Below are 25,872 nucleotides of genomic sequence, written 5' to 3' on the forward strand. Positions count from 1 at the left end.
TATTTTAGAGTATAAATAGAGTTTTTAAATTCACTTGATATATCATAATTAGGAGAACTTGTCTTACTACTTATACTAAAATTAGTATTATTGCTAGTATTTGTTGTATTAGTAGAATTTAATATTTCACTTCTTGCTAGAGTTTGTGAATTTTTACTTTCTATATCACTTAACTTGCTGGCATTTTGTTTTAAAAAAGCATTAGCAAAACTTATTTTAGAATTTTCTTTACTTTCTTTATTAGCTTTACTTTGTGAAAGTATAGAATTATAGTTCGAGTTATCATTGATGCTAAAGATACTCATATTAATTCCTTAATTTAGATTTTTCTGCCTTCAACCTAAATATATTAAAATAATATAAGCAAGATCTGTTCCACTTTGGAGTGAAAAGAAAATATTTATCACACCAAAGGTAAGGTAAAATAAAAATTCTTAGGATCGCTTTGAAAACTTAACTCTCCCTTATGAGCGTTTATGATTTCTTTAGAAAGAGACAAGCCAAGCCCATTGCCTTTAAGTTTTGTTGTTTTAAAAGCTTCAAAAACCAATTTCTCATCTTTTATTTCACAACCATTATCATACACTCTGATGCATATTTTTTCATTATCACAACTTGCTAAAATTTTAATCATAGGCTTTTCACATTCGCTTTCTTCTATTGCATCAATAGCATTATAAATCAAATTTTGCAAAACCAAACCAAGAAGAGCTTTATCAGCACAAATCTGCTTATTCAAAAAAGATATTTCAAAGTCTATTTGAGAAGTAAAATTATAAGAGTTAATGGCGCTTTCACACTCTTCTTTTAACTCTAAAAGATTAAAATTTAAAGCATTGATGTGCACACCCTTAGTAAAAAGTAAAGTTGAATTTACGATACGCTCTACTCTGGCAATAGCCTTTTGGATTTCAAGAACTATATGCTTATTTTTAAGCTCACTACGAGCAAAAAGGGTTGAAGCAAGTAAAGATATAGATCCAATAGGATTTCTTATCTCATGTGCCAAATGAGCCGCTACACTACCCATGCTTGCAAGCCTTTCATTGCGTTTTTCATCGCTAATATCTGTAGCTGAAACTATAGTTTTTTCATTATGTGCTATGATTTTTACCGCATAAAACCTACCTTCAAATTCAAGCTCATCACGAATTTTATCAAGACTAATGATACTAAGTAATTTTGGATTTTTCAAGGCTTCTTGATTTTGTAAAATAATATTTTTTTCTTTATCTAAAATCCAAAGCGCACTAGGCAATACCTCTATAATCTCATCAACCATTGCACGTAAGGAATTATAGTTTTCATTTAAAGTTTTGTATTCATTTTCTATTACATAAGTTTGTTCTATAAGACTTTCTAAGCCTTTTTGTAGGGTTTCTTTTTCATTTGAGTCTAAACTTTTTAAAATACTTTCATTCATTTATCATTCCTCTAATAAAATCTTAAAATCATTCAAATCAAATAAAAGCAAATTCTGTTCGCATATTTTATCAAATTCCTTGCTAAAACCATTTTTTGAGATTATAATATAATAATTTGGAGCCAAATTTAAAGACTTTGCTTTTGATTTTAAAAGATTTAAAATATTTTTACAAATTTTTTTATTTTTAAATTTAACTTCTCCGACAAAACACAAATTTTCATCTTGATAATAAAGATCAAGTTCTAAATTCTTATCCCAGTAACTTTGCACTCCATTGATATTGAATTTTTTCTCAAGCAATTCTCTAGAAAGCTGTTCAAAACAAAAACTTTGATAAAGTTCAAATTTTTCTTTAATGCATTCTAAAACTTCTTTATAACGATTTTGTAAAATAAGCTTTTCATTGGGCTTTAAAAAATAAAAAAAGAAACGAGTAAAATGATTGCTAAATATAATCTTATCTTGGACAACATAAGATCTTAGTTCTTTTTTGATTTTTTGTCTTTTATCTTTTATTTTTTTAGCTTCCTTACTATACTCAAGTTTTATTATACCTGTTTCTAAAAGATATTTAAGTGTAGATAAAGCTTTAAAATGCTGAATTTTTCTATTGATAGAAAAACGCTTGCGATTGTTTTTAGCTAGTAAAGTAAGAGCGTAAGAACTTGTTTCATCCAAGGCAAAATAACTTTTGATTTTTAGATAATCATCAAGCAAAATTCGCTCTATATTTACAAATACATCGTCTTCAAAATTTAAAATGTTTAATTTTTCAAAACCTTCAAACACACTATAAAAATCAAAAAGCTTACTTAAAGATAAATTCTTATGCAAATCTACAAAGTTCTTAAATTTTATATTTTTCCTTTTATAAAGCATTTTTATAGTATAATTTTAGCAAATTTTTATAAGGATTGTATTTGCAAATTTCAGATTTAAAAAAAGAATTGATCTTAAAAAAAGGTATTTTGCATTTTGACTTCACAGCAAGTGCTTTAGCTCTAAAATGTGTAGAAAAAGAAATTTCAAAAATTCTCCCAACCTATGCAAACACACATTCTGATAGCTCTTTAAATTCTTTTAAAACTCAACAAATTTACGAACAAGCAAGAAAAGATATAAAAAAAAGTTTATCATTAGATGAAAATTTTGCCCTTATAGCCTGCGGAACAGGATCAAGCAGTGCTATTAAAAAATTTCAAGAATTGATCGGCATTTACATTCCCCCTCTTGTAAAAGAAAGATATTTTACGCAAATTGATAAAAATACTTTACCTTTAGTTATCGTAGGGCCTTATGAGCATCATTCTAATGAACTTTCATTTCGAGAAGGCTTGTGCGAATGTATTAGAATTCCCTTGGATAAAAATGGAGAAATTGGTTTTGATTTTCTAGAAAAAACTTTACAAAAAAACAAAAAAAGGAAAATAATCGCTAGCTTTTCTTTAGCTTCAAATGTTACTGGGATATTAAGTGATTACAAACGCATTTCTGAAATGGTTCGTAAATTTAAAGGGATAGTTGCTTTTGATGCATCTAGTTTCATTCCTTATAAAAACATATCTTGTCAATACTATGATGCGTTGTTTATAAGTTCTCATAAATTAATCGGTGGTATTGGCGGTTCTGGACTTTTAGCCATCAAAAAAGATCTTTGCGGAAACAAGCCTAGCTTTGCAGCAGGTGGAACTGTGGGCTATGTTTCTCGCACTTCACAATGCTACCTTTGCAATGAAGAAGCTTTAGAAGAAGGAGGAACACCTGGAATTTTACAACTCATTCGCGCTAGCTTAGCTTTTAAAATCAAAGATTCTATAGGGGTTAAAAATATAGAAAAAAAAGAAGAAATTTTAAAAGATTATTTTTTTGAACAACTAAAAACTATACCTAATTTAATTTTATATGCAAAGAATTTAAAAACTCGATTGCCTATTTTTGCTTTCAATATCAAAGGAATTTCTCCTTTTGATATCGCTTACGAACTTAGTAAAAAATACCACATAGAAACACGCGCTGGATGTGCTTGTGCTGGGCCTTATGGTCATGATTTGCTAGGCTTAAAAGATAATCAAAAACTTAAAACAAAACCAGGTTGGTTAAGAATAAGCTTGCATTATACGCATGAAAAAGAGGATATTGATTATTTTTTTAATGCTTTAAATAAAACTATAGTAAAATTATCGCATTAAAATATTATAGTTTTATTATTATGTATAAAAATTCTATCTTCAAAAACCAAATCAAGTGCTTTTGAAAGAACATCTTTTTCTATATTTCTACCTGCTTGCTGCATATCTTGCCAAGTAAATTCATGGTTTACAGGTAAAACAGCTTGAGTGATAATAGGACCTTCATCAAGATTATTATTTACAAAATGTGCCGTAGCTCCAATTATTTTAACCCCTCTTTCAAAGGCTTGTTTATAAGGATTTGCTCCTATAAATGCAGGTAAGAAAGAATGGTGAATATTTATAATCTTACCTTCAAAATGCTCAACAAAATCAGGAGATAAAATTCGCATATATTTTGCCAAAACCAAATAATCAAATTTATATTGTTCAAGACATTTTAAAATGTGATTTTCTTGCTCTTTACGATCTAAATTTTCAGCGCTGATAAAATGATAAGGAATTTCAAATTTCTCAACTAAATCCTTTAAAGAGTTGTGATTTGAAATCACAGCTTTGATATTTGCTTCAAGTTCGTTACTATAATGCTTTATTAGCAAATCTCCCAAACAATGACTTTCTTTAGTAGCAAAAACAACAATATCTTTTTTTCTCTTCTCGCAAAGCTCTATCAAGGCTTCTTGTCCAAGCATAGCCTCAAGCGTTCCTATAAAAGCTTCTTTATCAAATTCACCTTCTAAAAGAGCACGAAAAAAAAACATTCCTTCGCCTACAAATTCATCGTTTTTTACTATATTGATATGATATTTAAAAATAACATCAGAAATTCTATAGATTAAACCTTTTTGATCTTTGGTGCAAATTTTTAATACAGAAATCATTTAGCTAAACCTTTTATATATTCTTTTAATTCATTCTCTCTTGCTTCTTGAATCTTTAAACCAAGAATTTTACCACAAAATCCAGCATTTATGAAATCTTTTGCTAAAATTTTACTTTCAAACTTATTCTCATAAAGTCTTAATCTTTTAGCTTGCTCAATACGCTTTTTACTCCAAAGTCCAAGCCATTCCTTCAAAGGCATTTCAAAAGCAATTTTTGCTAGTTCAAAATCACTTATATCATCAAGATAAAAAGCTTGATTTGCGTATTTTAGGTATTCTTTTTTAAGTTTGGTTCTTTTAAAAAATATATCTTTTTCTAAATTAAAAAAATTCAAATACAAATACAAGAATAAAGCATCGCTTTTTACAAATTCTCTACTTTGTCTGAGTAAATTTTGAAATTCCAAACTCTTAAAAACACTCTCAAAGCCAAAAATCTGTTTTTCTAAGTCAAGTTCTTGCAAATATCTATAGCCAACATCAAGTCTAGGGCTTTTAAAGAATTTATAAAGCTCCGCATTGATCCTATCTTTGCTAAGATCAGTTATATCCATACTTTGCATCAATTTCAAGCTTTCACTAGTTATCTTAAAGTTAAACCTTGAAGCAAATACTACCGCTCTTAATACTCTTAAACTATCCTCTTGAAAGCTTTGTTTGTCAATATGCCTTAAAAAGCCTGTTCCTAGATCTTTTAATCCTCCATAAAAATCTAAAAACTCATCGTTAAAAAGATTAATCATCATAGAATTTATGGTAAAATCGCGTCTTTTGGCGCCAAGTTTTTCATCATTACAAATTTGAACTTCAAAACCTTTATGTCCATAGCTTATTTTATTTTCGGTTCTAGCAAGAGCTAAATCATAATTTTTAAACTTATGCACAAAAAAACTTTTTCCAAGGCCTTGTGCGCCCAATTTTTGCATAATCTTTTCAAAATCTTTAGGTTTTATATCATAAAGCTCTATATCATAATCACAAATTTTTAAGCCTAAAAACAAATCCCTAACGCTACCTCCAACCAAATACGCTCGTTTAGTATAAGGCTTTAAAAACTCAGCGATAAACTGTAAATCGGGATTATTTTTTAAGCTTATCTTCGATATTTGCAAGCAAAAACTCTAAAAAATTTATGGTCAAGTTTAACCTATTTTCAAGATTATCTTTTTTTATGCTATTTAAACCTTCAAAAAGAACTAAAATTCTCTCTCTAAGATGTTTTAAAAAAATATCCTCATTAAGCGTTTGAACCTCTGTCATAACACTGGGATTTAAAATTTCACTTTGTAAAAAAGGCTCTTCTTTTTTAAACTCTTTATTTTCCTGAGTAGAAATTTCAATATTATTTTGTATTTTTTGCTCTTCTTCAAATTTTGCCATAGAAATTTTATCTTCTAAGTCTTGCGGAGTATCAAATTCTTCGCATACAAACTCCATAGGTGGTAATTCATCTTTTATTTCAGTTTTTCTGCTTAATTCTTGTTCTTTTAAAATTTCATTTTGTCTTCTTTGCTCTTCCATGATAGAGCTAACTTCGCTAATGGTTTTTTTAGCCAAATCTTCCAAATTCATATTTTTATCAACCACCTTTTAAATTCATTAATTTCTTCATCGCTTTTCATATTAATAAAAAAATCCAACATTTGAGTGTTTAAGTCTTTATGCTTGGATCTAAAACCACTAAGACGACGAACCGCATCGATAGCGTTTTGATTATCTGGATCTTCTTTTAAGATATTTTTATAAATTTCTAAAGCTTCGTCTTTTAACCCTTGAGCCTCATAGATAGAAGCTTCAGTGACTGTATTTTTCATCACTGTTTCCTAAAATTTTTCTTTAATTCTAGCAAAAAGCTTTTTAATTTATCTTTAAGAAAATAAGATGTTTTTTAATGTCTATTTTGTTTTAAACAATTTTTCTATATATTCTTTTTTTTCCTTCTCTAAACTAGAATTTAATTCTTTTTGTTCTTTTTTAACTTGCACTTTTAAATCTTGATTTTTAAAATACACATAATCAATTCCAAAAATAACACCAATTATAATAAGCAATGGGATTAAAAATACCATCTTTACACTTTAAGAAAATTGATTAAATACACTACCATAGTAGCGAACATTCTCAGCATTTTCATTTTTTTCTATCGTTTCTATTGCGCCGCTATTGATTGCTTTTTGGATATCATCATTTAAATCTTGATAAGAAAAAACCATATTAATACTGATAATATTTGGCAATTTCTCAAGCATTTTATAAGAGTTTAACTCATCTTCTAAATTTTCACTTTCAATCACAACTATAATCTTTTCATTTTCACAAAGTTCTACAGAACAAAAAGGAATTTCAGATATAGCCTTTTTTAAATCATTTATATATTCTTCTTTTGCTAAAATCAAAACACTAGAAAGATTATTCATCAATACTCCTAAACATTATACTATCACCAAAGCCTGAAACGATAAAATCTTTATTGTTTAAAAAAATAATAAACTCACTCATCAAATTTTCATTATTAAAAGTTTTAACAGGCTTAAAATCACTTGTGCTAAAAACTTCACTAACTCCAGCTTCGTTATCACTATAAACAGCCAATTCTCCATTAGGACTTAAAGCGCAAGTATATATCAAAAAATCTTTTTGCAAAAAATTTTGCTCTTCATTTTTTACAACTCCTATACGCCTATCCGTTCCACAACTTAAAATAATATTATTTTTAAAATCTACTTGATAGATATTATCTTTATGCATTTTATCATAGTTTTTTAACATCTTCCAATTTTTCAAATCAAAAAGTTCTACTTCACCACTCTCAAAACCTGCAACCAGCATACTCTTATCTTCATTTAAAACTGCATCATTAAGACTAGAATGAGAAAAATTAAATTTTTTTATATTTTTTAAACTTTTATCAATCAATTCTATTTCAGAACCAATAGAAATCAAAAGATAAGTGTTTTCATTGATAAAAAATGCTTTTATTATGCTATTTTCTTCGAGCTTTTTGATTTGTAAATTTTCCTTATAAAAACTTAAATTTTTAGCACCAAAATCACCCTCGCTAAGTATTAAAAGTGTATGTTTAAAAATATCAATGTTGTAAATTTTAGCAAAATCATCACCATAATAATTTTTAATCTTTGGCAAAGATAAAAGTTCTTTTAAACTTTTATCTTTAATGTTATATTGTAAAATTTCACCTTTATCAGTGCCTATATATAAGTTTTGCTTATCTAGTTTTAAAGCTGTTATATTGGCATTTAATTTCAGCTCATAAGCATAAGATAAAACACAAAAAAGACTCAAAATAAAAAGAAATTTTTTCATTTATTTACTTTACACCCTCATTAATCACATCAATTAAATTTGAACGACTTTTTAATTGTTCATTTTTAAATTCAGGTTTAAAGCTATTTCCCACTAAAGGTTTTGCATCGCTTTGTGGAACATGACACTGAGTACAATTAAAACGACTATCGCTAATCATATCTCCTGTGGTTTTGTTGTGTCTAAAATCATAATAATGACTAGCAGGAAGTGGAGTTGCACCAGCATCTGCTGCTATAGCCTTATCATGGCAGCTTAAGCACATATTGTTATCTTTAGTTATAGGTAACAAATCTTCAATAGCATGCGGAATTAATGGTGGTGCATTTTCATAAGAACGCTCAAAACGAATAGATTCCCCAGGCTGTAAAGTTGTGAAATTTGCCTCCACTAAATTTACTTTATTTTCATTTTCTAAACTTGCTTTTCTAAGTCCAATGTGTTCTGAACTTACCCCACTATTCATTGCGCAAGCGGCAAAAAATACCACTGCAGCACTTCCTAATAAAACCAATTTCTTCTTCATTATTTATTCCTTAAATCAAAAATATTAAAATTCAAAGCATCATCATTGCAAACTTCTATACATCTTGCACACCTTATACACTCTCCTGATTTCACGCTAGCACTTTCTTTTCCAACCATCCACAAAACCTGTTTTTCAGGACAAATACGGATACATTCATAACATTTAGTGCATTTATCACTATCATGCTTTATTTTAAGCAAAGCAAAACGAGAAATAAAAGCATAAAAAGCTCCTAGTGGACAAAAATGTGAACAAATTGCCCTAGGGCTTAAAAAAGTATCGATACAAAAAAGTATAAAGGCTACAAAAATCCAAGAACTTGTAGCAAAAATAATCCCTCTATGTATCATTCCTATATAAGAAAAACTTTCAAACACAGGTAATGAAAATACAAAAGAAAGGATTAAAACCAAGACTAATACAAAATAGCGTAAATTTTTAGGCAAAATTAAAAATTTATTATTAAGGGTTAATTTATTTCGCACAAAAGCAGCAAAATCTGTGATTAAATTAACAGGACAAACCCAAGAGCAAAAAACCCTTCCTAAAAGCAAACCATAGATAAAAAATATAATCAAAGCTCCTATTAAAGCCATTAAATCTATACTCCAGCTTGCTAAAATGATTTGCAAAACCGCAAAAGGATCGCTTAAAGGTATGGTATTAAAAAGTCTAGAAGAACTTAAATTTCCCTGCAAGATAAAATCTGTAGCTTTAAAACTAAAAAGCGCTAAAATTCCAAGCTGAACGATGCGTCTAGCAATTAAATACTTCATCACAGTTCTCCATCATTTAAATAATTGGTTGCTTTTTTAGCATTAAAATGTTTTGAAGTATCTGCATTTTTTATACGACCTTCATCTTTTTCATCCCAGCCTTTTACATAATGAGATCCTGCTTTTCCCAATACATACTCCCTTGGTAAAACACGAATAGCCGGTTTTTCAGTAATACAAGCAAGTTCACAAAGCCCACAACCTACACACACTTCATGATCCACACTAGGTAGTAAAAAAGCATGTTTGGCGGTGCGTTCATTGCGTTTAAGCTCAAGTTTTAAAGCCCTATCTATCAAAGGACAAGCTCTATAACAAGCATCGCATTGAATTCCCCAGTGTGCCACACAAGAAGCACTATCAACAATAGCAATACCCATTTTCAAGGATTCTATACCCTGCTCTAAATGCTTTTTATCTAAAGCATCAGTTGGACATTCTCTAATGCAAGGAATATCCTTACAAAGATAACAAGGAATTTCTCTTGCTCTAAAAAAAGGCGTGCCATTTTTTGGACTATCTAACAAGCTAGCGAGCTTTAAAGTATTATAAGGACAGGCTTTTACACAAAGCCCACAACGAATACATTTGCTTAAAAATCTAGCTTCATCTTCAGCCCCAGGAGGACGCAAGGCATAATTATCATCGGCTTTTAAAGTCAAATTAACCAAAAATCCACCTCCTGTACATAAACATGCAGCCTTAAAGGCGCTAACGAAAAATTCTCTTCTACCTTTCATTTAATCAAAACCCTAAATTAAGCCTTATAAATTTTTACAGCACATTTTTTAAAGTCAGTTTGTTTTGAAAGCGGACAAGTCGCATCCAAAGTAACTTTATTGATATATACATTCTCATCAAACCACGGCACATACACAAGTCCTACAGGCGGTTTGTTTCTTCCACGCATATCTACTCTTGCTTTTACTTTACCACGACGAGATTCCACCCAAACCAAATCACCTTGATTTAAGCCTAATTTCTCTCCATCTTTCTCACTCATATAGCAAAGCGCTTCAGGGACAGCACGGTAAAGCTCAGGCACACGCATAGTCATAGTTCCACTATGCCAATGCTCTAAAACCCTTCCTGTTGCAAGCCAGAATGGATACTCTTTACTTGGTCTTTCAGGTGCTTTCATAAATGGCCTAAAGAAAATTTTAGCCTTATTTTTAATACTGTGCTCTTTTTCATCTTTAGGAGCTATTAAATCTCCATTTGTAAGCATTTTGTTAAAATCACCATAAAAAGCAAAATCTGAATTTGGAGCCGCTTTTTTAGCATAATAATCAAATTTAGTATTAAATCTCCACTGTGTTTCCTTGCCATTAACCACAGGCCATCTTAAACCCCTTACTTTATGATAGGTATCAAAATCCGCTAAATCATGGCCGTGTCCTAAGCCAAATTTACGATATTCTTCCCAAAGGTATTTTTGAACGAAAAAGCCATAGCCTGTAAATTCTTTTCCATCACTGCCTTGAATTTTTCTCTCATCGCCTTTAACATCAGTATTATCAAAGCCTTTTGCGATAGCATCGTTTGGATTAAAGCTTTTTGCTTCTTTATTGGCAAATAGTACATCAAAAAGTGTATCATCTTCACTATAACCCATAGCTTTTGCCTCTTCTAAAACACTTGGCAAGGTAAGCTTATTATCCACTTTTTGCTCTTTCCAAACTTCTTTAAGCTTAAAGCGTTTTGCAAATTCTAAAATTTGCCAAGTATCACTCATGGCAGCACCTACAGGTAAGACTTGTTGTTTCCAATGTTGAGTTCTTCTTTCAGCATTACCATAAGCACCCCATTTTTCATAAATCATAGCACTTGGTAAAATAAGATCAGCTACTTTTGCTGAAATTCCAGGATAACAATCACTTACAACAATAAAATTATCCATTTCTCTTGCTGCTGCGATCCAGTGATTTGCATTTGCAGTGTTTTGCCATGGATTATTCACTTGCACCCATGCAAATTTAATTTTTCCATCTTCTAAATCTCTCATGATATTAAGATAAGGAGAACCTGGTTTTGGGTTGATGGTCTTTGCAGGAACTTTCCAAATTTTTTCAGAAATTTCTCTGTGTTTTGGATTTGCCACAACCATATCCGCAGGCAAACGATGGGAGAAAGTCCCTACTTCCCTAGCCGTTCCGCAAGCACTTGGCTGTCCTGTTAAAGAAAAGGCTCCACTACCTGGTTTAGCTTGCTTTCCTAGTAAAAAATGCACCATATAAGCTTGTTCATTTACCCAAGAACCTCTTGTATGTTGATTAAAGCCCATAGTCCAAAAACTTACGACTTTGCGATTTTTCTCTATGTAAAGATTAGCTAATTCTTGAAGTTTTTTCTTAAAATCTTCCAAAGACTCATTATCATCACCTTTGGCTACCTTTGCAGTGTATTCCAAAGTATAAGGGGCTAAACCTTTTTTAAATTCTTCAAAAGAAATTTCCCAGTTTTTATCAGCCACACCTTGATGTTTCATTTCAAATTTATCACCCGCTTTAACGCCAAGATAAGATAAAGAAGTAGCCTCTTCATCGTCTAAAGTGATTACATTTTCTTTTTCAACTGTATCTTTTTCACTTTCTTTAAATTTTGGATGATTTGGATTATTTCTCATACCATAACCAATATCAGCATAACCAGTTGCAAATACGCAGTGTTCTTTGATAAATTTCGTATCCATAGCCTCTGGATGATTATAAACAATCTCTCTTGCTATGTAGTTCCAAATAGCCAAATCTGTATTTGGTTTAAAAATAATTTCAATATCAGCAATATTTGAAGTACGGTTAGAAAAAGTGCTTAGATTAACAACTTTGACCTTATCAAGATTACTTAGTTTTCTATCACTTACTCTTGACCAAAGGATTGGGTGCATTTCAGCCATATTAGCTCCCCAAGTGATGATAGTATCTGTAAGTTCTATATCATCATAACAGCCTGATGGCTCATCTACACCAAAAGTTTGCATAAAACCAACCACTGCAGAGGCCATACAATGTCTTGCATTTGGATCGATATTGTTTGTTCTAAAACCCGCTTTTGCAAGTTTTAAAGCAGCATAACCTTCTTGGATAGTGTATTGCCCACTACCAAAAATCCCTATACCTGTAACGCCGAGTTCATTGTAGGCTTTTTTAAATTGTTTTTCCATTTCATCAAAAGCTCTTTGCCAAGAAACCTGTTGAAATTTGCCTTTTTTATCAAATTCGCCTTTTTCATTCATGCGAAGCAAAGGCATAACAAGGCGATCTTCACCATACATGATTTTAGCATTAAAATAACCTTTGATACAATTAAGTCCGCGATTTACGGGTGCTGCAGGATCACCTTTTGTTGCTACGATTTTGCCATCTTTTCTGGCTATCATAATTCCACAGCCAGTTCCACAAAATCTACAAACAGCCTTATCCCATTTCCAATCTTCTTCTTGCGCGCCAAGCATAGAGCTTGGAACACTGAGTCCTGCAACACTAGCAGCACTTGCAATAGCGGTATTTTTAATAAAATCCCTTCTATTCATCCTTATTCCTCCAAAATAAAAAAATCATCTTATTATAAAAAATGGAGTATAAAAATCTCTTGAAATTTTAATAAAAATAATAATTTTAAAGCTCTATTTTATAGGAGTTTTATTGTCCTTTTTATATTATTCTTACACAAAATAAATATTAAAAATAATCAACTTAAAATAATAAAAAAATGAAGATGTAAAAATTAAGCCCTAAGAATGGGCTTAATCAAAATTAATGGCAACCACAACCACCGCAGCAGCTAGAACCACCAAAAAATGCATCAAGTTTTGCAATATCTGGCATTTCTGTGATTTCATTTACAAGTTCTTTATATGCCACTTTACCCTCTTTAATCACAAATACGGCACGAGCTAAAAGCCCTTCTAAAGCACCTTCATTTATCAAAACACCATATTTTTCACCAAATTCTTTTGCCACAAAATCACTTGCAACACTTAAATTTTCAATACCTTCTGTACTGCAAAATCTTCCCATAGCAAAAGGCAAGTCCATACTTACTATAATCACTTCAGCACCATTGTAGCTGGCTACTTTTTTATTAAATTCTCTAGCTTCTGTAGCACAAACTGGTGTATCTAAGCTTGGAACACTTAAAATGATTTGAGTTTTACCCGCTGCACCGATTTCAATCACGCTTAAATCTTTAGCTTTAAGATTTACCTTAGGAGCATCTGCTCCAACTTCTACTGAATTTCCTTTAAGTTTTACAGAATTTCCTTTAAAATTTACTGTACTCATTTAATTTCCTTTTTTGATATTTTAAACATTATTGCAATTAATGTTTTAGGAGCGATTATATCCTATAAACATTAATTATTTTTAATTTCACTGAAAATTATTTTACTTCTTTCCAAGTATATTTTTTCCACACTTTTTGAGCTTCTTTACTCTTAATAAAATCGACAAATTCTAAAGCTTTTTTATTTTCTAAACCTTTTTTTGTAGGAGCTATTTCAGCTGCACGATAAATCACTGCATTTTTATCTTTGATAAATAAAGCTTTATCATCGCCTAAAGCCTTTGCCCAATGAGACCAAATGATTAAAGCATCAATATTTGGATTGTTATTCCACTCATCTACAGCAGCTTTGGAATTTTTAGCATAAATTTTTATATTTTTACGTAATTTTACCAAATTTTCTCTTTTTACACTTTTTAAAGCCATATCTTCATAAAGTCCAACTTGTCCTGCACCATCAACCACCATAACATTTACGCCATCTTTTAAAATGTCTTCAAAATTTTTAATATTTTTTGGATTATTTGGACGCACGATAATGCCTGATGGACGCATATTTAAAACGCTTAAATTTTCTAAACTTAAACTTGGAATTTTTTAGCAAAATCATCCATCATTGAAGTATTGCCTGAAAAAATCAAATCTGCATTTTCTTTTGCTTTATCTATCCAAGCTGGAGTTGGACCTGCGGTTACAATCACCTTTTCTTTTGTTTTTTCTTCAAATTTTAAAGCAAGCTCTTTTAGTACAGGAGCAGGACCACCTGGACCATAAACTAAAATTTCAGCATTTAAAAAACTTGCTGCTACTAAACTTAAAAAATTAATATTTTTTTCATAAAATAAACCTTTCTTTAATAATATAACTTACTTGAAAGAAAATTCTATCAATCTATAGTTAACTCTCCCTTGCAAAGCCCTGCTTCTATAAGAAAACGAGAAGGAGTAAAAGAAGTTTTTTTGTTTTTATCATATTTAGCATAACTTAAATAAAGTATATTTTTTGCCCTAGTTACCGCAACATAAAAAAGTCTTCTTTCTTCTTCTAAGCTTCCACCCATTCCCATAAGCTTTTGATTAGGAAAGCGACCTTGCGCAAGATCAATCACAAAAACAAGATCAAATTCCAAGCCCTTACTTGCATGCACGCTAAGCAAATTAACTCCTTTGCCACTACTCATTTCGCTTGCACCTAAAGTTAGAAAATTATAATACTTGTAAATATCGCTATAATTTTTTGTAAGCTCTTTTAAAACATTGAATTTTGTTTCTATTTTTTCTAAATTTTCACTCTTTCTTAATAAATCCACCTGCCCTGCTTTATTTGTCGCTCTTTTGGTTGCAAGTTCTTCGCAAATTTCTCTATAAAAAGAATTTTCACAAATTAAATTTACCAAAGTCAAAGAATGTTTTATTTCCATAGCTTTTTTTAAAAAAAGATAGATTTTTTCCAAATTTCTAGCGCACAAATCATTGATTTTTGAAAGTCTTAAAATAGGATGTGCATCAAATTCACTCTCAAATTTAAAACGAGTTTCGCTGGCTAATTCTTCCAAATCTGCAAAAAGCCCAAGTTGATAATTTCTTTTTTGATGATTTTGCAAATTTACATTTTTATCAGGATCTAAAAAACCTTTTATTAAATTTCCATGCCCTAATTTTAAAAGTGCGTCAAAAATTTCTTTTGCTAAAACTCCACCCACACCTTTGGTATATTGAACCAAATGAATAAAAGCCATGATATCTTTAGGATTTACCACAAGCGCAAGCATGGAGCTAAAAGCTTTAACTTCCAAACTTTCAAAAAAACTTCCACTTCCCTTTCTCACACTTGCAATGCCCTGCTCCCTTAAAGCTACTTCAACCCCATCAGCACTTGAGTTGTTGCGAAAAATCACGGCAATTTCTTCCAAACTTACTCCGCTTGTAAGTATCATTTTGGCTATATTTTGATACTGATCAAATAATTCTTCAAAAGTAAGCAAAGATGGGGCTTTAAACTCATCATTTCTTGTAACAATAAGTTCTTTTGGATATAATCTTTCGTTATTTAAAATCACTTTATTAGCCAAAGCTAAAATACTTCTTGATGAACGGTAGTTTTTATTTAAAGAAAAAATTTTTGCATCTTTAAAACGATCTTTAAACCCACCTATGATATTAATATCCGCTCCATTAAAAGCATAAATACTTTGATCATAATCCCCTACGCAAAACAAACTTTTACTATGAAAAGCCTCTATTAAGGAACTTTGCAAAGTATTTGTGTCTTGATATTCATCCACTAAAATTTCATCAAATTCATATTTTTCTTCTTTTAAAAGCTCTTTTAGATTGATAAGTAAGTCATTAAAATCTACATAATTAAAACGCTTTTTTTCATTATCATATTCTTTTAAAATATCTTCATAAATTTCAGCATAAATACTTTGTTCTTCATAGTTTTGACAAAACCAAGTATAAAAATCTTGATTGTGTGCTTTGTTTTGAAACAAAGAATAAAGATCATATAAATAACTTGATTGATAAGGTTTTATATCACTTAAATGTCTAAAGGTTCTTTTTTCATAGACACTTTTAAGTAGAGTTTTTAACTCGCTTGCTTGCTTTAAAATTATATTTTTATCCGCATTTCTAAGTAAGGTATAAGCCGTACTATGAAAAGTTCCTGCAAGTATTTTACTGGTAATATTTTTATCAAAAAATTTCCCTAAACGCCCTATCATTTCTTTACTGGCTTTATTTGTGAAAGTCAAAAGCATAATTTTTTGAGGTGCCACTCCCTTGCTTAAAAGATAAGAAATTCTTGCAACAATAGTAGAAGTTTTTCCCGTCCCTGCACTTGCAATAACAAGATTGTGTCCAAAATCAGCAGTAGCAGCAAGATATTGTTCATTATTTAATTTTGAAAGTGGCATTATTTTCCTTATAAAAGTTAAAATTATAAAAAAAAATTACTTAAAAATATAAAAATTTAAAATTACTTTATATTAGATTATAGTACAATGCTAAAATTATTTAACTTTCTGTTTTTAAGGGATAGCAAATGAATTTGAAAATTTTTTCTATTATTGTTGGCATATTAATTGCTATTATTGTGATATTAGGTGGAACCTATTATTATCTTTTTGAATATTCAAAACCAAAGAATTACACCTTAAACACCAACACTTACACCGAGCAAAAATCGTATACTAATAACTACGATAATTCCTATTCGCCCTCGATCCAAACCAACAATAGTTCATCAGATATAAATATTAATAACAATACTATCCAAAAGCAAGAAACAAACCCATTAGATGAAAATCAAAGCTTAAATAACAATACATTTAATACGCCAATAAGCGAAAACAATCAAAGCTTAAATAATGACACCAATACAAGTAATAATATTAATACAAATGAAAATAAGCAAATTTTAGATACGGATAAAGAAAAATTAAAACAAGAAAATAAACAAGCCAAAATAGAAGCTCTTAAAAAAGAAATCAGCAAACAACAAAAGATCTTAGAAAGAGAGAGAGCCGTAAAAAAAGAACTTCAATCAAACAAGTCAAACAAAAATAAATATCTAAATACCGCTAGAGAGTATCTAAGCATAGGAAAAAACAGTCGTTTAGAACCTGAACTTAGTACAGAAAATATGAAAGTTTATATTTTAGATGGAAAATTTTTAAGCCAATATAGAATCAATCTGTTAAAAGATATGCTAAGCGTTATACAAGATAATGCAAAAGATTATTATCTAAGTATTTTTGTTAAAATGCTACCAAAAGGGGAAATGAAATTAACTATCTATAACAAAGAAATTATCTTTTCAGATATGAAAAAAGCTTATAAATATATTAGCTTAGATAGATTAAGCCCATATTTAAACAATCCAAAAGAATTAAATGAACATGTAGCACGTGAAGAAATTTTAGAAAGACTTAAACTTCAAATTAAAAAAGATGGCAAAGGAAGTGATTTTTCTAAACATATCAAAAGTTTGAAAACTGGACTTAATACAGCACAATATTTCTTCCCGTTTTGTGAAATTATAGAAATTAGCTCTATTAAATAAGCTAAAACAATAAAGGCAAATAATGTATGATAAAAATTTAGAAAAAGAGTATTATCAAATTTGCGAAGAACGCGGATATTTTGAGATCGATGGCAATAAAACCATACAAGAAAAAGATAAAAATTTCTGCATTATGATGCCTCCTCCTAATGTCACTGGAGTTTTACACATAGGACATGCTTTAACTTTTACTCTACAAGACATTATGACGCGTTACAAAAGAATGGATGGCTATAAGGTTCTTTATCAACCAGGGCTTGATCACGCAGGTATTGCTACTCAAAATGTTGTAGAAAAACAACTTCTTGCTCAAGGCATTAAAAAAGAAGAACTAGGTAGAGAAAAATTTATAGAAAAAGTCTGGGAGTGGAAAGAGCAAAGCGGTGGAAAAATTTTAGACCAAATGAGAACACTAGGCATCACTCCTGCATGGAGTCGCTTGCGTTTTACTATGGATGAAGGTTTGGTTAATGCCGTAAAAAAAGCCTTTGTAGAACTTTATGATAAAAGACTTATTGTACGTGGAAACTACATGATAAATTGGTGTACTCACGATGGCGCTTTAAGTGATATAGAAGTTGAATACAAAGAAAACAAAGGAAAACTTTATCATATTAAATACTTTTTAAAAGATAGCGATGAATTTTTAGTAGTAGCCACAACGCGTCCTGAAACTTTTTTTGGCGATACTGCAGTTATGGTACATCCTGACGATGAACGCTATACTAAATTTGTGGGCAAAGAAGTGATTTTGCCTATAAGTAAAAAAGCCATTAAAATTATAGCTGATGAGCATGTAGAAAAAGAATTTGGAACAGGAGTTGTAAAAGTTACTCCCGCTCATGACATGAACGATTATGAAGTAGGACTTAGACATAATTTAGAATTTATAAGCGTTTTTAATGAAAAAGGAATTTTAAACGAACATTGTTTAGAGTTTCAAGGTTTAGAACGCTTAGAAGCAAGAGAAAAAATCGTAGCCAAACTTGAAAGTCTTGGCTTTATAGAAAAAATAGAAGAACATAATAATCAGGTAGGATATTGTTATCGTTGCAACAATGTAGTTGAACCTTATATCTCCAAGCAATGGTTTGTAAAAAAAGAAATCGCCCAAGAAAGTATAGAAAAAGTTGCACTTGGCGAAAGCAAATTTTATCCAAATCACTGGATAAATAGCTTTAATGCTTGGATGAAAGATTTAAGAGATTGGTGTATTTCAAGACAACTTTGGTGGGGGCATCAAATTCCTGTGTATTATTGCGAATGCTCTCATGAATGGGCAAGCCAACATACGCCTAAAACTTGTCCAAAATGTCAAAGTCAAAATTTCAAACAAGATGAAGATGTACTTGATACTTGGTTTTCTTCAGGACTTTGGGCTATGAGTACTCTAGGCTGGGGGAATGAAAATTGGGGTAAAGATAAAATTTGGTCTGAAAAGGATTTAAAAGATTTTTATCCCAATTCTTTACTCATTACAGGTTTTGATATTTTATTTTTCTGGGTGGCTAGAATGATGTTTCAAAGCACTAATGCCTTACATCAACTTCCTTTTAAAGATATTTATTTACACGCTCTTGTGAAAGATGAGCAAGGTAGAAAAATGAGTAAAAGTCTTGGAAATGTCATCGATCCAAATGAAAGTATTAAAGAATATAGTGCCGATATTTTACGCTTTACTTTAGCACTTCTTGCTATACAAGGACGCGATATTAAACTTAGCAATGATAAACTTTTACAAGTTAGAAATTTTACAAATAAAATTTATAATGCTACAAATTATCTGCTTTTAAATGAAAGTAAATTTGAAGATTTGGAAAATATCACACTTCATTCAGAATTAGCAAAATATATTTATGCCAAATTTCAAACTTGTGTTAAGGATGTAAGAGAAAATTTAGACAATTATCGCTTTAATGATGCAGCCAATACTCTATATAAATTCTTTTGGGATGATTTTTGCGATTGGGGTATAGAGCTTAGCAAAGCAGAAAAATCGAGTGTTAAAGAACTTGGTAGTATTTTCAAAGAAGCTTTAAAGCTCTTAAATCCTTTTATGCCTTTTATCAGTGAATATTTATATCATAAACTAAGCGATACAGAACTTAAAACAAGCCCTTCTATTATGATAAGCAAATATCCAAAATTTAAAGAACAAGATAAAAATATAGAAAAAATCTTTTCTTTACTCATAGAAAGCATAGTTGGTATCCGCCGTGCTAAAAGTTTAATCGATCTTGGAAATTCTAAAATAGAAAAAGCTTATATCAAATTTAACGATAAAAAAATCAAAGATGAAATCAAAGCTTATATGAATTTTATCATGATGCTCGCAAAGTGCGAGCAAATAGAATTTAGTGAAGAAAAATTACCAAAGGCAATATGTGATGTCAGCGAGAATTTAGAAATTTTTATTACGCTTGAAAATGTTGATTTAAGCGGTATTTTAACAAGACTTGAAAATCAAAAAAATAAGCTTGAAAAAGAAAGTGCTAAGCTTAATTCTATGCTCTGTAATGAAAAATTCATCGCTAACGCACCTAAAGAGGTAGTTGAGCAAAATAAAGAAGCTCTAGAAAATTTAAAAATTCAACTTGAAAAAATATCAGTTGAACTTCAAAATCTAAGAGGTTAAAAATTTGATAAAAATAAAAAATTTAAAAAAATATTATGGCAAGGAACTCGTGATAAACGATGTTTCTTTGGAGATTAAAAAGGGTGAAATTTACGCCATAGTAGGTCATAGTGGAGCTGGAAAATCCACTCTTTTAAGATGTATCAATGGACTTGAGAATTATCAAGAAGGAAGCTTAAAAGTCTTTGATCAAGAAATTAAAGATTTAAGTCAAAAAAAATCAAAAGAGCTGAGAGTGCTTAGAAAAAATATAGGGATGATTTTTCAAAATTTTGCCCTAATGGAGCGCAAAAATGTATTTGAAAATGTTGCTATGCCTTTAAGAACACACTATACTCAGTGTAAATTTCATGCCAAGCTTTTTAATAAAGAATACATGAGCGAAAAAGAAATTGCCCAAAAAGTCAATTCTTTGCTTGAAATCGTAGGACTTGATCATAAAAACAAATCCTATCCAAGAGAACTGAGCGGGGGGCAAAAACAACGCGTTGCTATTGCTAGAGCCTTAGCTTTAAATCCAAAAATTTTACTTAGTGACGAAGCTACTTCGGCTCTTGATCCAAACACTACAAAAAATATTTTAGAGCTTATATCTAAAATCAATGCTGAATTTGGGATTACTGTTGTTTTAGTAACTCACGAAATGGATGTGGTAAAAGACATAGCTCAAAAAGCTTTATTACTTGAACATGGGCAAATCATAGGAAGTGGAGCAATTGATGAGCTTTTTTTAAGGCCTAATGCTAAAATGAAAGAATTTTTAGGAGAAAGTGATTTCTTACCTGAGCACGGACTTAATATCAAACTTTACTTTCCAAAAGAAGTTGCCCAAAATAGCGTCATCACTCATATGGCAAGAACTCTAAATATAGACTTTAACATAGTTTGGGGTAAAATAGAAAAACTTAATGGAAAGGCCTTGGGAAATTTAGTTATAAATATAAATGAAAAGGATAAAGACAAGGTTCTTGATTACATAGAAAAAAGTGGAGTATTATGGGAGGTGGCATCATGAATGAAGAAAACATCTCTATCATCAGTGCTTTTTTTAGTAGAATTTCTCAATTTTTTAATGAATTTTCTTGGCAGGATATTAAAGAAGTTAGTTTAAGTTCTATTACAAGTTTCAGTGAAAATTATGAAAACATTTTAAAACCTGCGCTTAATGAAACAATTTATATGAGTTTAATGGCTGTACTATTCGGATTTTTATTGGCTATCATTCCTGGAATTTTACTTGCTATTTGGGATAAAAACGGAATTAAAGAAAATAAAATCGCTTATAGTATTTTAGATTTTATTACAAATATACTGCGTGCCTTTCCATTTTTAATTCTTATAGTTGTTCTTTTACCGCTTTCTAAAATCATAGTAGGCACAAGCATAGGCACAAATGCTGCCATAGTTCCTTTAGCTATCGGAATAGCTCCTTATTTGGCAAAGATGCTTGAAAGCGCTTTTAAAGAAATAGACAAAGGAATCATAGAAGCAGCAAAAAGTTATGGTGCTAGCAATATTCAAATTATATTCAAGGTTATCTTTAGTGAAGCTCTTCCTGCTATAATTAGCGGAATTACCCTAACTTTAATCTTTACCATTGGTTTTTCTGCTCTTGCTGGAACTGTCGGTGGTGGAGGTTTGGGAGATGTCGCTATTCGCTATGGTTATGAAAGATTTAACAAAGAAGTTATGATTCAAACTGTAGTTATTTTACTTATATTAGTTCAGTTAGTTCAAATTCTAGGTAATTTATTTTATACTTGGGCTAAAAATAGTAAAACTACATATATCATTGCCACTCTATTGATTTTACTTGGAGTTAGCATAGTTATCAATATAAACAATGATGAAAATTTCTTTTGGCAAGTAATTGTTTTTATCTTATTTTTAGGAAGTTTGCTTTATAAAGGTTTCAAAAAATAAGGAGATTATATCTCCTTTTAAGATAAATATAAGTTTTTTTAAGTAAAATTTAAACAAAAAATTAAAGGAATTAAAATGATGTATCAGATGCGTTAATCTGACTATCAACAAGTTTTTATATGCTTCTTCCTGATAGTCAGAGTGAATTTATTAAGATTAAAGCAAGCACAAAATGACTAAAAAGGAAAAAAATGAAAATCAAATCTTTATTTATAGCAAGTATTTTAACATTAAGTCTTAATGCAAATGCATTAGAAACCATCACAGTTGCAGCAACCCCTGTCCCTCATGCTGAAATCCTAGAACAAGCAAAACCTGATCTAGAAAAACAAGGCTATAAACTTGAAATCAAAGAATTTACGGATTATGTTTTGCCTAATCTAGCTGTTGATAATGGAGAAGCCGATGCAAATTTTTTCCAACATACTCCTTATTTGGAAGAATTTAATAAAAACAAAGGTACCAAACTTATCAAAGTAGCTGCCATACACATAGAACCTATGGCTGTTTACTCCAAGAAATATAAAAGTCTAGATGATATTAAAGAAGGGGTTAAAATCGCCATTCCAAATGATCCAACCAATGAAAGTAGAGCTTTAGATATTATTGCAAAAAAAGGTTTGGTAAAATTTAAAGACAAGGCTTTAAAAACACCTCTTGATATTATAGACAATCCTAAAAAAATTAAATTTGTAGAATTAAAGCCCGCACAACTTCCAAGAGCTTTAGATGATGTTGATTTTGCTGTAATTAATTCCAACTACGCTCTCTCTGCAAATCTAAATCCTGCAAAAGATAGCGTATTTATCGAAGATAAAGAAAGTCCATATGCAAACATTCTTGTTGTAAGAGTGGAACATCAAAACGATCCAAAAATCAAAGCCTTAATTCAAGCTCTACAAAGTGATAAAATCAAACAATTTATCATAGAAAAATACAACGGATCTGTTTTACCTGCTTTTTAATTTTGTCCCTTACCTAGGGACTTTTTTCTTAAATGCAAAGGAGTTTTTATGAATTTATTTAAAATTATTATACTCGCTTGCATTCTAAATTTATCTAGCCTATTTGCACAAAACATTACTATAGGAGCCACTCAAAATCCTTTTGGTAGCTTACTAGAACTAATGAAAGATGATTTTAAAAACAAAGGGTATGAGCTTAAAATAGTAGAATTTTCAGACTATATTTTGCCCAATCGTGCATTAGAGGAAAAAGAACTTGATGCAAATTTATATCAACACAAACCTTTTTTAGAAGAATACAACCTAAAAAAAGGTTCAAATTTAATTGCAACAACGCCTGTACTTATAGCTCCAGTAGGAGTTTATAGTAAAAAAATCAAAAATTTAGAAAATCTTAAAGAAGGTGCTAGAGTTGCTATACCTAATGATGCGACCAATGAAAGCAGAGCTTTAGAGCTTTTAGAGAAAGCAAAATTAATAGAGCTTAACAAAAATACTCTAAAAACCCCATTGGACATAAACAAAAATCCAAAAAAACTTAAATTTATAGAACTTAAAGCCGCACAACTTCCAAGAGCTTTAGATGATGTTGATATTGCTATAATTAATTCTAATTTCGCACTTGGAGCCGGTCTGAATCCAAGTAAAGATACTATTTTTAGGGAAGATAAAAATAGCCCTTATGTAAATTATGTTGCGGTACGCTCAGAAGATAAAAATAGCGAAAAAACCAAAGTAATTGATGAAATTTTAAGAAGCGATAAATTTAAAGCCATCATTAATAAACATTATAAAGATATATTAATCCCAGCTTTTTAGGAGTATAGCATGAATATTAAAAAAATATTTTTAAGTGTTTTATTTACAATTAGCCTTAGTTTTGGGGCAGATAAAACCATAATCATAGGTGCAACACCAACGCCTTATGCTGAAATTTTAAATTTCTCTAAACCCTTATTTCAAGAAAAAGGTTGGAAGTTAATAGTTAAGGAATTTAATGACTATAATATACCTAATATCGCTTTAAATGAGAAAGTTTTAGATGCAAATTTATATCAGCATAAACCTTTTTTAGATGATTTTAATACCCACAAAGGAACAAATTTAAGTTCTTTAGGTGCTATTGTTTTAGTTCCTATGGCTATATATTCTAACTCCATAAAAGATATAAAAGACATTCCTAATGGTGCTAAAATCGCTATACCTAATGATGCTACCAATGAAAGCAGAGCCCTTGATTTACTAGCTAAAGCAAATTTAATAGAATTTAAAAGTCAAAACACCCTTAAAACCCCTATTGACATAAGTAAAAATCCAAAAAAACTTAAATTTATAGAGCTTAAAGCCGCACAACTTCCAAGAGCCCTAAATGATACTGATTTGGCTGTTATTACCACAAACTATGCTCTTGGAGCAGGTTTAAACCCTTTAAAAGATGGTATTTTTATAGAAGATAAAGATAGTTTATATGCTATTGTTTTAGCTGCAAGAAAAGGTGAAGAAACAAGTCAAAAAAGTCTTGTTATTAAAGAAATTTTAACAAGCGATAAAATTAAAAATTTTATCATAGAAAAATACAAAGGCTCTGTTATCCCTACTTTTTAACTCTATACAAAGCCTTCTAAAGGCTTTGTTAAACTTATAAAAGCTAAAATACTATTTATTGCATTATAATTCTTAGGATAAAAATGAAAATTATTTTTTTAACTTTTTTTATTGTGATAAATTATATCCAAGCAACTAGTTTAGAAGAAATCAAAACAGCACTAGCTAAAGAATTTAGAAATAATTTTCCTAAAATTATAATTTCTCAAATTGATTTAAAAATAACATCATTGCCTAAAGATTTTGATCAATATGAATTTCTAAGAATCGCTAATGGGCGTTTTAATCAAGCACAAGGCTTTTTAAGGGCTGAATTTAAAACTCCGCAAAATATACAAAAAAATGTATTTTTTAGATATTTCATTCAAGCAAATTTAGAAGTTTTAAAAAGCGAACGCGCTATAAAAAGAGGAGATAAACTTGGAGCTTTTGACTATAAAAGCGTATTGATTGATTTTGATAAAGTTCCTTTAAATGCCTTAACCTTAGATGATGTAGATAATCTTGTAGCTAAAAGCAATATTAACAAAAACGCCATTTTAAGAGCAAATATGTTTAAAACCACAGCTTTAATACGCCGAAATGATCCTATAATCGGAGTTTTAAGTGAAGCAAATGTTGATGTTTTAATCGAACTTGTGGCTTTGCAAAGTGCAAATATGGGCGAAAGGATTCGTGCAAAAAACAAAGAAGGTAAAGTTATGCAAGGCATCGTAGTGGGTAAAAATAGGATGATTATACAATGAAGGTTTTATTAGGAATTTCTGGTTCAAGCAGTGTCAATTTAGGCTTAAAATTATTAAAAAATTTAGAAAATCAATGCGAACTTTATTGTATTTTAACTCAAGGTGCAAAACTTAGTTTCAAAGCTGAAAATGAAGCAAATTTAGAAGAAATTTGTCAAGAAAATTTTAAATACACTCATTTTTTAGATGATAAAAATTTAAGTCTAAGTGTAGCAAGTGGATCTTTTGGAATAGAAAAAACTATCATTGCTCCTTGTTCGATTTCAAGTTTAGCAAAAATTCACGCTGGTTTTGCAGACACTCTTTTAATGCGTGCTGCAGCAGTGGCCTTAAAAGAAAGAAAAAAACTCATCTTAGGCGTACGTGAAATGCCTTTTTCTACTTTAAATTTAGAACATATGTTAAAACTTAGCCAAATGGGAGTTATTATCGCACCTCCTATTATCGCAAGTTATTCTAAAGCAAACAATCTAGAACAAATGGAAAATTTTATCGTAGGTAAATGGCTAGATCTTTTAGAAATAAAACACAATTTATATGAAAAATGGCAAAATTTTTAGTTTAAATTTGTTATATTTTTA

General features: G+C 30.2%; 25 protein-coding genes and 2 pseudogenes. 10 read left to right on the forward strand and 17 right to left on the reverse strand.

Annotated features, from left to right (window positions below):
* From AJ932_RS02050 to AJ932_RS02060, 3 genes and pseudogenes are all read right to left on the reverse strand, one after another.
* A pseudogene (locus tag AJ932_RS02050) lies at positions 1–305 on the reverse strand (hypothetical protein); the annotation flags it as partial.
* Positions 306–403: 98 nt separating this feature from the next.
* Positions 404–1,423: a fla regulon two-component system sensor histidine kinase FlgS gene (flgS, locus tag AJ932_RS02055; RefSeq protein WP_032582703.1), complete on the reverse strand. Its 1,020-nt coding sequence runs from the start codon at positions 1,421–1,423 to the stop codon at positions 404–406.
* 3 nt (positions 1,424–1,426) lie between these two features.
* Positions 1,427–2,305, reverse strand: a complete 879-nt coding sequence (locus AJ932_RS02060; protein WP_044794322.1) for a DUF234 domain-containing protein — start codon at positions 2,303–2,305, stop codon at positions 1,427–1,429.
* A 35-nt stretch (positions 2,306–2,340) separates the two neighbouring features.
* Between AJ932_RS02060 and AJ932_RS02065 the strand changes: the two genes are divergently transcribed.
* The gene (locus AJ932_RS02065; protein WP_074469910.1) at positions 2,341–3,615 is read left to right on the forward strand and encodes an aminotransferase class V-fold PLP-dependent enzyme; all 1,275 of its coding nucleotides are present in this window, start codon (positions 2,341–2,343) and stop codon (positions 3,613–3,615) included.
* Here the strand turns inward: AJ932_RS02065 and purU are convergent.
* The 14 genes and pseudogenes from purU to AJ932_RS02135 form a co-directional block, all read right to left on the reverse strand.
* A complete protein-coding gene (purU, locus tag AJ932_RS02070; RefSeq protein ID WP_044794319.1) occupies positions 3,612–4,436 on the reverse strand; it encodes a formyltetrahydrofolate deformylase in 825 nt (274 codons plus the stop codon). The genes AJ932_RS02065 and purU overlap by 4 nt on opposite strands.
* Positions 4,433–5,551 carry a CCA tRNA nucleotidyltransferase gene (locus tag AJ932_RS02075; RefSeq protein ID WP_032599965.1) on the reverse strand — a complete coding sequence of 373 codons (1,119 nt, stop codon included), beginning with the start codon at positions 5,549–5,551 and terminating at the stop codon, positions 4,433–4,435. The genes purU and AJ932_RS02075 overlap by 4 nt, the downstream gene beginning before the upstream one ends.
* A complete protein-coding gene (locus AJ932_RS02080) occupies positions 5,520–6,011 on the reverse strand; it encodes a CiaD-like domain-containing protein (RefSeq protein WP_002861429.1) in 492 nt (163 codons plus the stop codon). The genes AJ932_RS02075 and AJ932_RS02080 overlap by 32 nt, the downstream gene beginning before the upstream one ends.
* Positions 6,008–6,256, reverse strand: coding sequence for a tetratricopeptide repeat protein (locus tag AJ932_RS02085; protein ID WP_002859818.1), 249 nt, complete (start codon positions 6,254–6,256; stop codon positions 6,008–6,010). Before AJ932_RS02085 ends, AJ932_RS02080 begins: the two co-directional genes overlap by 4 nt.
* A 78-nt stretch (positions 6,257–6,334) precedes the next feature.
* The gene (tatA2, locus tag AJ932_RS02090) at positions 6,335–6,508 is read right to left on the reverse strand and encodes a Sec-independent protein translocase subunit TatA2 (protein ID WP_002852615.1); all 174 of its coding nucleotides are present in this window, start codon (positions 6,506–6,508) and stop codon (positions 6,335–6,337) included.
* Between the two features lie 9 nt (positions 6,509–6,517).
* On the reverse strand, positions 6,518–6,856 hold the full coding sequence (locus AJ932_RS02095; RefSeq protein WP_002852435.1) for a chaperone NapD: 339 nt from the start codon (positions 6,854–6,856) through the stop codon (positions 6,518–6,520).
* A complete protein-coding gene (locus tag AJ932_RS02100) occupies positions 6,849–7,763 on the reverse strand; it encodes a WD40 repeat domain-containing protein (protein WP_070278364.1) in 915 nt (304 codons plus the stop codon). The genes AJ932_RS02095 and AJ932_RS02100 overlap by 8 nt, the downstream gene beginning before the upstream one ends.
* A 4-nt stretch (positions 7,764–7,767) precedes the next feature.
* Positions 7,768–8,292: a nitrate reductase cytochrome c-type subunit gene (locus AJ932_RS02105; RefSeq protein ID WP_083261773.1), complete on the reverse strand. Its 525-nt coding sequence runs from the start codon at positions 8,290–8,292 to the stop codon at positions 7,768–7,770.
* The gene (gene napH, locus AJ932_RS02110) at positions 8,289–9,071 is read right to left on the reverse strand and encodes a quinol dehydrogenase ferredoxin subunit NapH (RefSeq protein ID WP_074469907.1); all 783 of its coding nucleotides are present in this window, start codon (positions 9,069–9,071) and stop codon (positions 8,289–8,291) included. The genes AJ932_RS02105 and napH overlap by 4 nt, the downstream gene beginning before the upstream one ends.
* Positions 9,068–9,808, reverse strand: a complete 741-nt coding sequence (napG, locus tag AJ932_RS02115) for a ferredoxin-type protein NapG (RefSeq protein WP_070275162.1) — start codon at positions 9,806–9,808, stop codon at positions 9,068–9,070. Before napG ends, napH begins: the two co-directional genes overlap by 4 nt.
* A 17-nt stretch (positions 9,809–9,825) precedes the next feature.
* Positions 9,826–12,600: a periplasmic nitrate reductase subunit alpha gene (napA, locus tag AJ932_RS02120; protein ID WP_070275163.1), complete on the reverse strand. Its 2,775-nt coding sequence runs from the start codon at positions 12,598–12,600 to the stop codon at positions 9,826–9,828.
* A gap of 223 nt (positions 12,601–12,823) precedes the next feature.
* Positions 12,824–13,351 carry a thiol peroxidase gene (tpx, locus tag AJ932_RS02125; RefSeq protein WP_070276072.1) on the reverse strand — a complete coding sequence of 176 codons (528 nt, stop codon included), beginning with the start codon at positions 13,349–13,351 and terminating at the stop codon, positions 12,824–12,826.
* Between the two features lie 97 nt (positions 13,352–13,448).
* Positions 13,449–14,215, reverse strand: a pseudogene (gene peb2 / locus AJ932_RS02130) (AcfC family adhesin PEB2).
* A gap of 23 nt (positions 14,216–14,238) precedes the next feature.
* Positions 14,239–16,269: an ATP-dependent helicase gene (locus AJ932_RS02135; RefSeq protein WP_070275165.1), complete on the reverse strand. Its 2,031-nt coding sequence runs from the start codon at positions 16,267–16,269 to the stop codon at positions 14,239–14,241.
* Positions 16,270–16,397: 128 nt separating this feature from the next.
* Here AJ932_RS02135 and AJ932_RS02140 point away from each other — a divergent pair, with 128 nt between their 5' ends.
* The 9 genes from AJ932_RS02140 (at position 16,398) to AJ932_RS02180 (ending at position 25,851) form a co-directional block, all read left to right on the forward strand.
* A complete protein-coding gene (locus AJ932_RS02140; protein ID WP_002861422.1) occupies positions 16,398–17,417 on the forward strand; it encodes a hypothetical protein in 1,020 nt (339 codons plus the stop codon).
* Positions 17,418–17,439: 22 nt separating this feature from the next.
* On the forward strand, positions 17,440–20,052 hold the full coding sequence (locus AJ932_RS02145) for a valine--tRNA ligase (RefSeq protein WP_070276074.1): 2,613 nt from the start codon (positions 17,440–17,442) through the stop codon (positions 20,050–20,052).
* Positions 20,053–20,056: 4 nt separating this feature from the next.
* Complete coding sequence (locus AJ932_RS02150; protein WP_052777768.1) at positions 20,057–21,067, forward strand: methionine ABC transporter ATP-binding protein; 1,011 nt, start codon at positions 20,057–20,059, stop codon at positions 21,065–21,067.
* The gene (locus tag AJ932_RS02155) at positions 21,064–21,975 is read left to right on the forward strand and encodes a methionine ABC transporter permease (protein ID WP_002861419.1); all 912 of its coding nucleotides are present in this window, start codon (positions 21,064–21,066) and stop codon (positions 21,973–21,975) included. The genes AJ932_RS02150 and AJ932_RS02155 overlap by 4 nt, the downstream gene beginning before the upstream one ends.
* A 191-nt stretch (positions 21,976–22,166) precedes the next feature.
* Positions 22,167–22,940, forward strand: a complete 774-nt coding sequence (locus AJ932_RS02160) for a MetQ/NlpA family ABC transporter substrate-binding protein (RefSeq protein WP_070276075.1) — start codon at positions 22,167–22,169, stop codon at positions 22,938–22,940.
* A 48-nt stretch (positions 22,941–22,988) separates the two neighbouring features.
* Positions 22,989–23,759 (forward strand): MetQ/NlpA family ABC transporter substrate-binding protein, encoded by a 771-nt coding sequence (locus tag AJ932_RS02165; protein ID WP_070278368.1) that lies wholly within the window; start codon positions 22,989–22,991, stop codon positions 23,757–23,759.
* A 9-nt stretch (positions 23,760–23,768) separates the two neighbouring features.
* Positions 23,769–24,545: a MetQ/NlpA family ABC transporter substrate-binding protein gene (locus tag AJ932_RS02170; RefSeq protein WP_070278369.1), complete on the forward strand. Its 777-nt coding sequence runs from the start codon at positions 23,769–23,771 to the stop codon at positions 24,543–24,545.
* Positions 24,546–24,628: 83 nt separating this feature from the next.
* On the forward strand, positions 24,629–25,291 hold the full coding sequence (gene flgA, locus AJ932_RS02175) for a flagellar basal body P-ring formation chaperone FlgA (protein ID WP_044794552.1): 663 nt from the start codon (positions 24,629–24,631) through the stop codon (positions 25,289–25,291).
* Positions 25,288–25,851 (forward strand): UbiX family flavin prenyltransferase, encoded by a 564-nt coding sequence (locus tag AJ932_RS02180; RefSeq protein WP_002871446.1) that lies wholly within the window; start codon positions 25,288–25,290, stop codon positions 25,849–25,851. Before flgA ends, AJ932_RS02180 begins: the two co-directional genes overlap by 4 nt.
* The last annotated feature ends 21 nt before the right edge of the window (positions 25,852–25,872 follow it).

Origin of the sequence: Campylobacter sp. BCW_6873 (assembly GCF_001762365.1) — a bacterium.
In the GTDB taxonomy this organism is placed as follows: domain Bacteria; phylum Campylobacterota; class Campylobacteria; order Campylobacterales; family Campylobacteraceae; genus Campylobacter_D; species Campylobacter_D jejuni.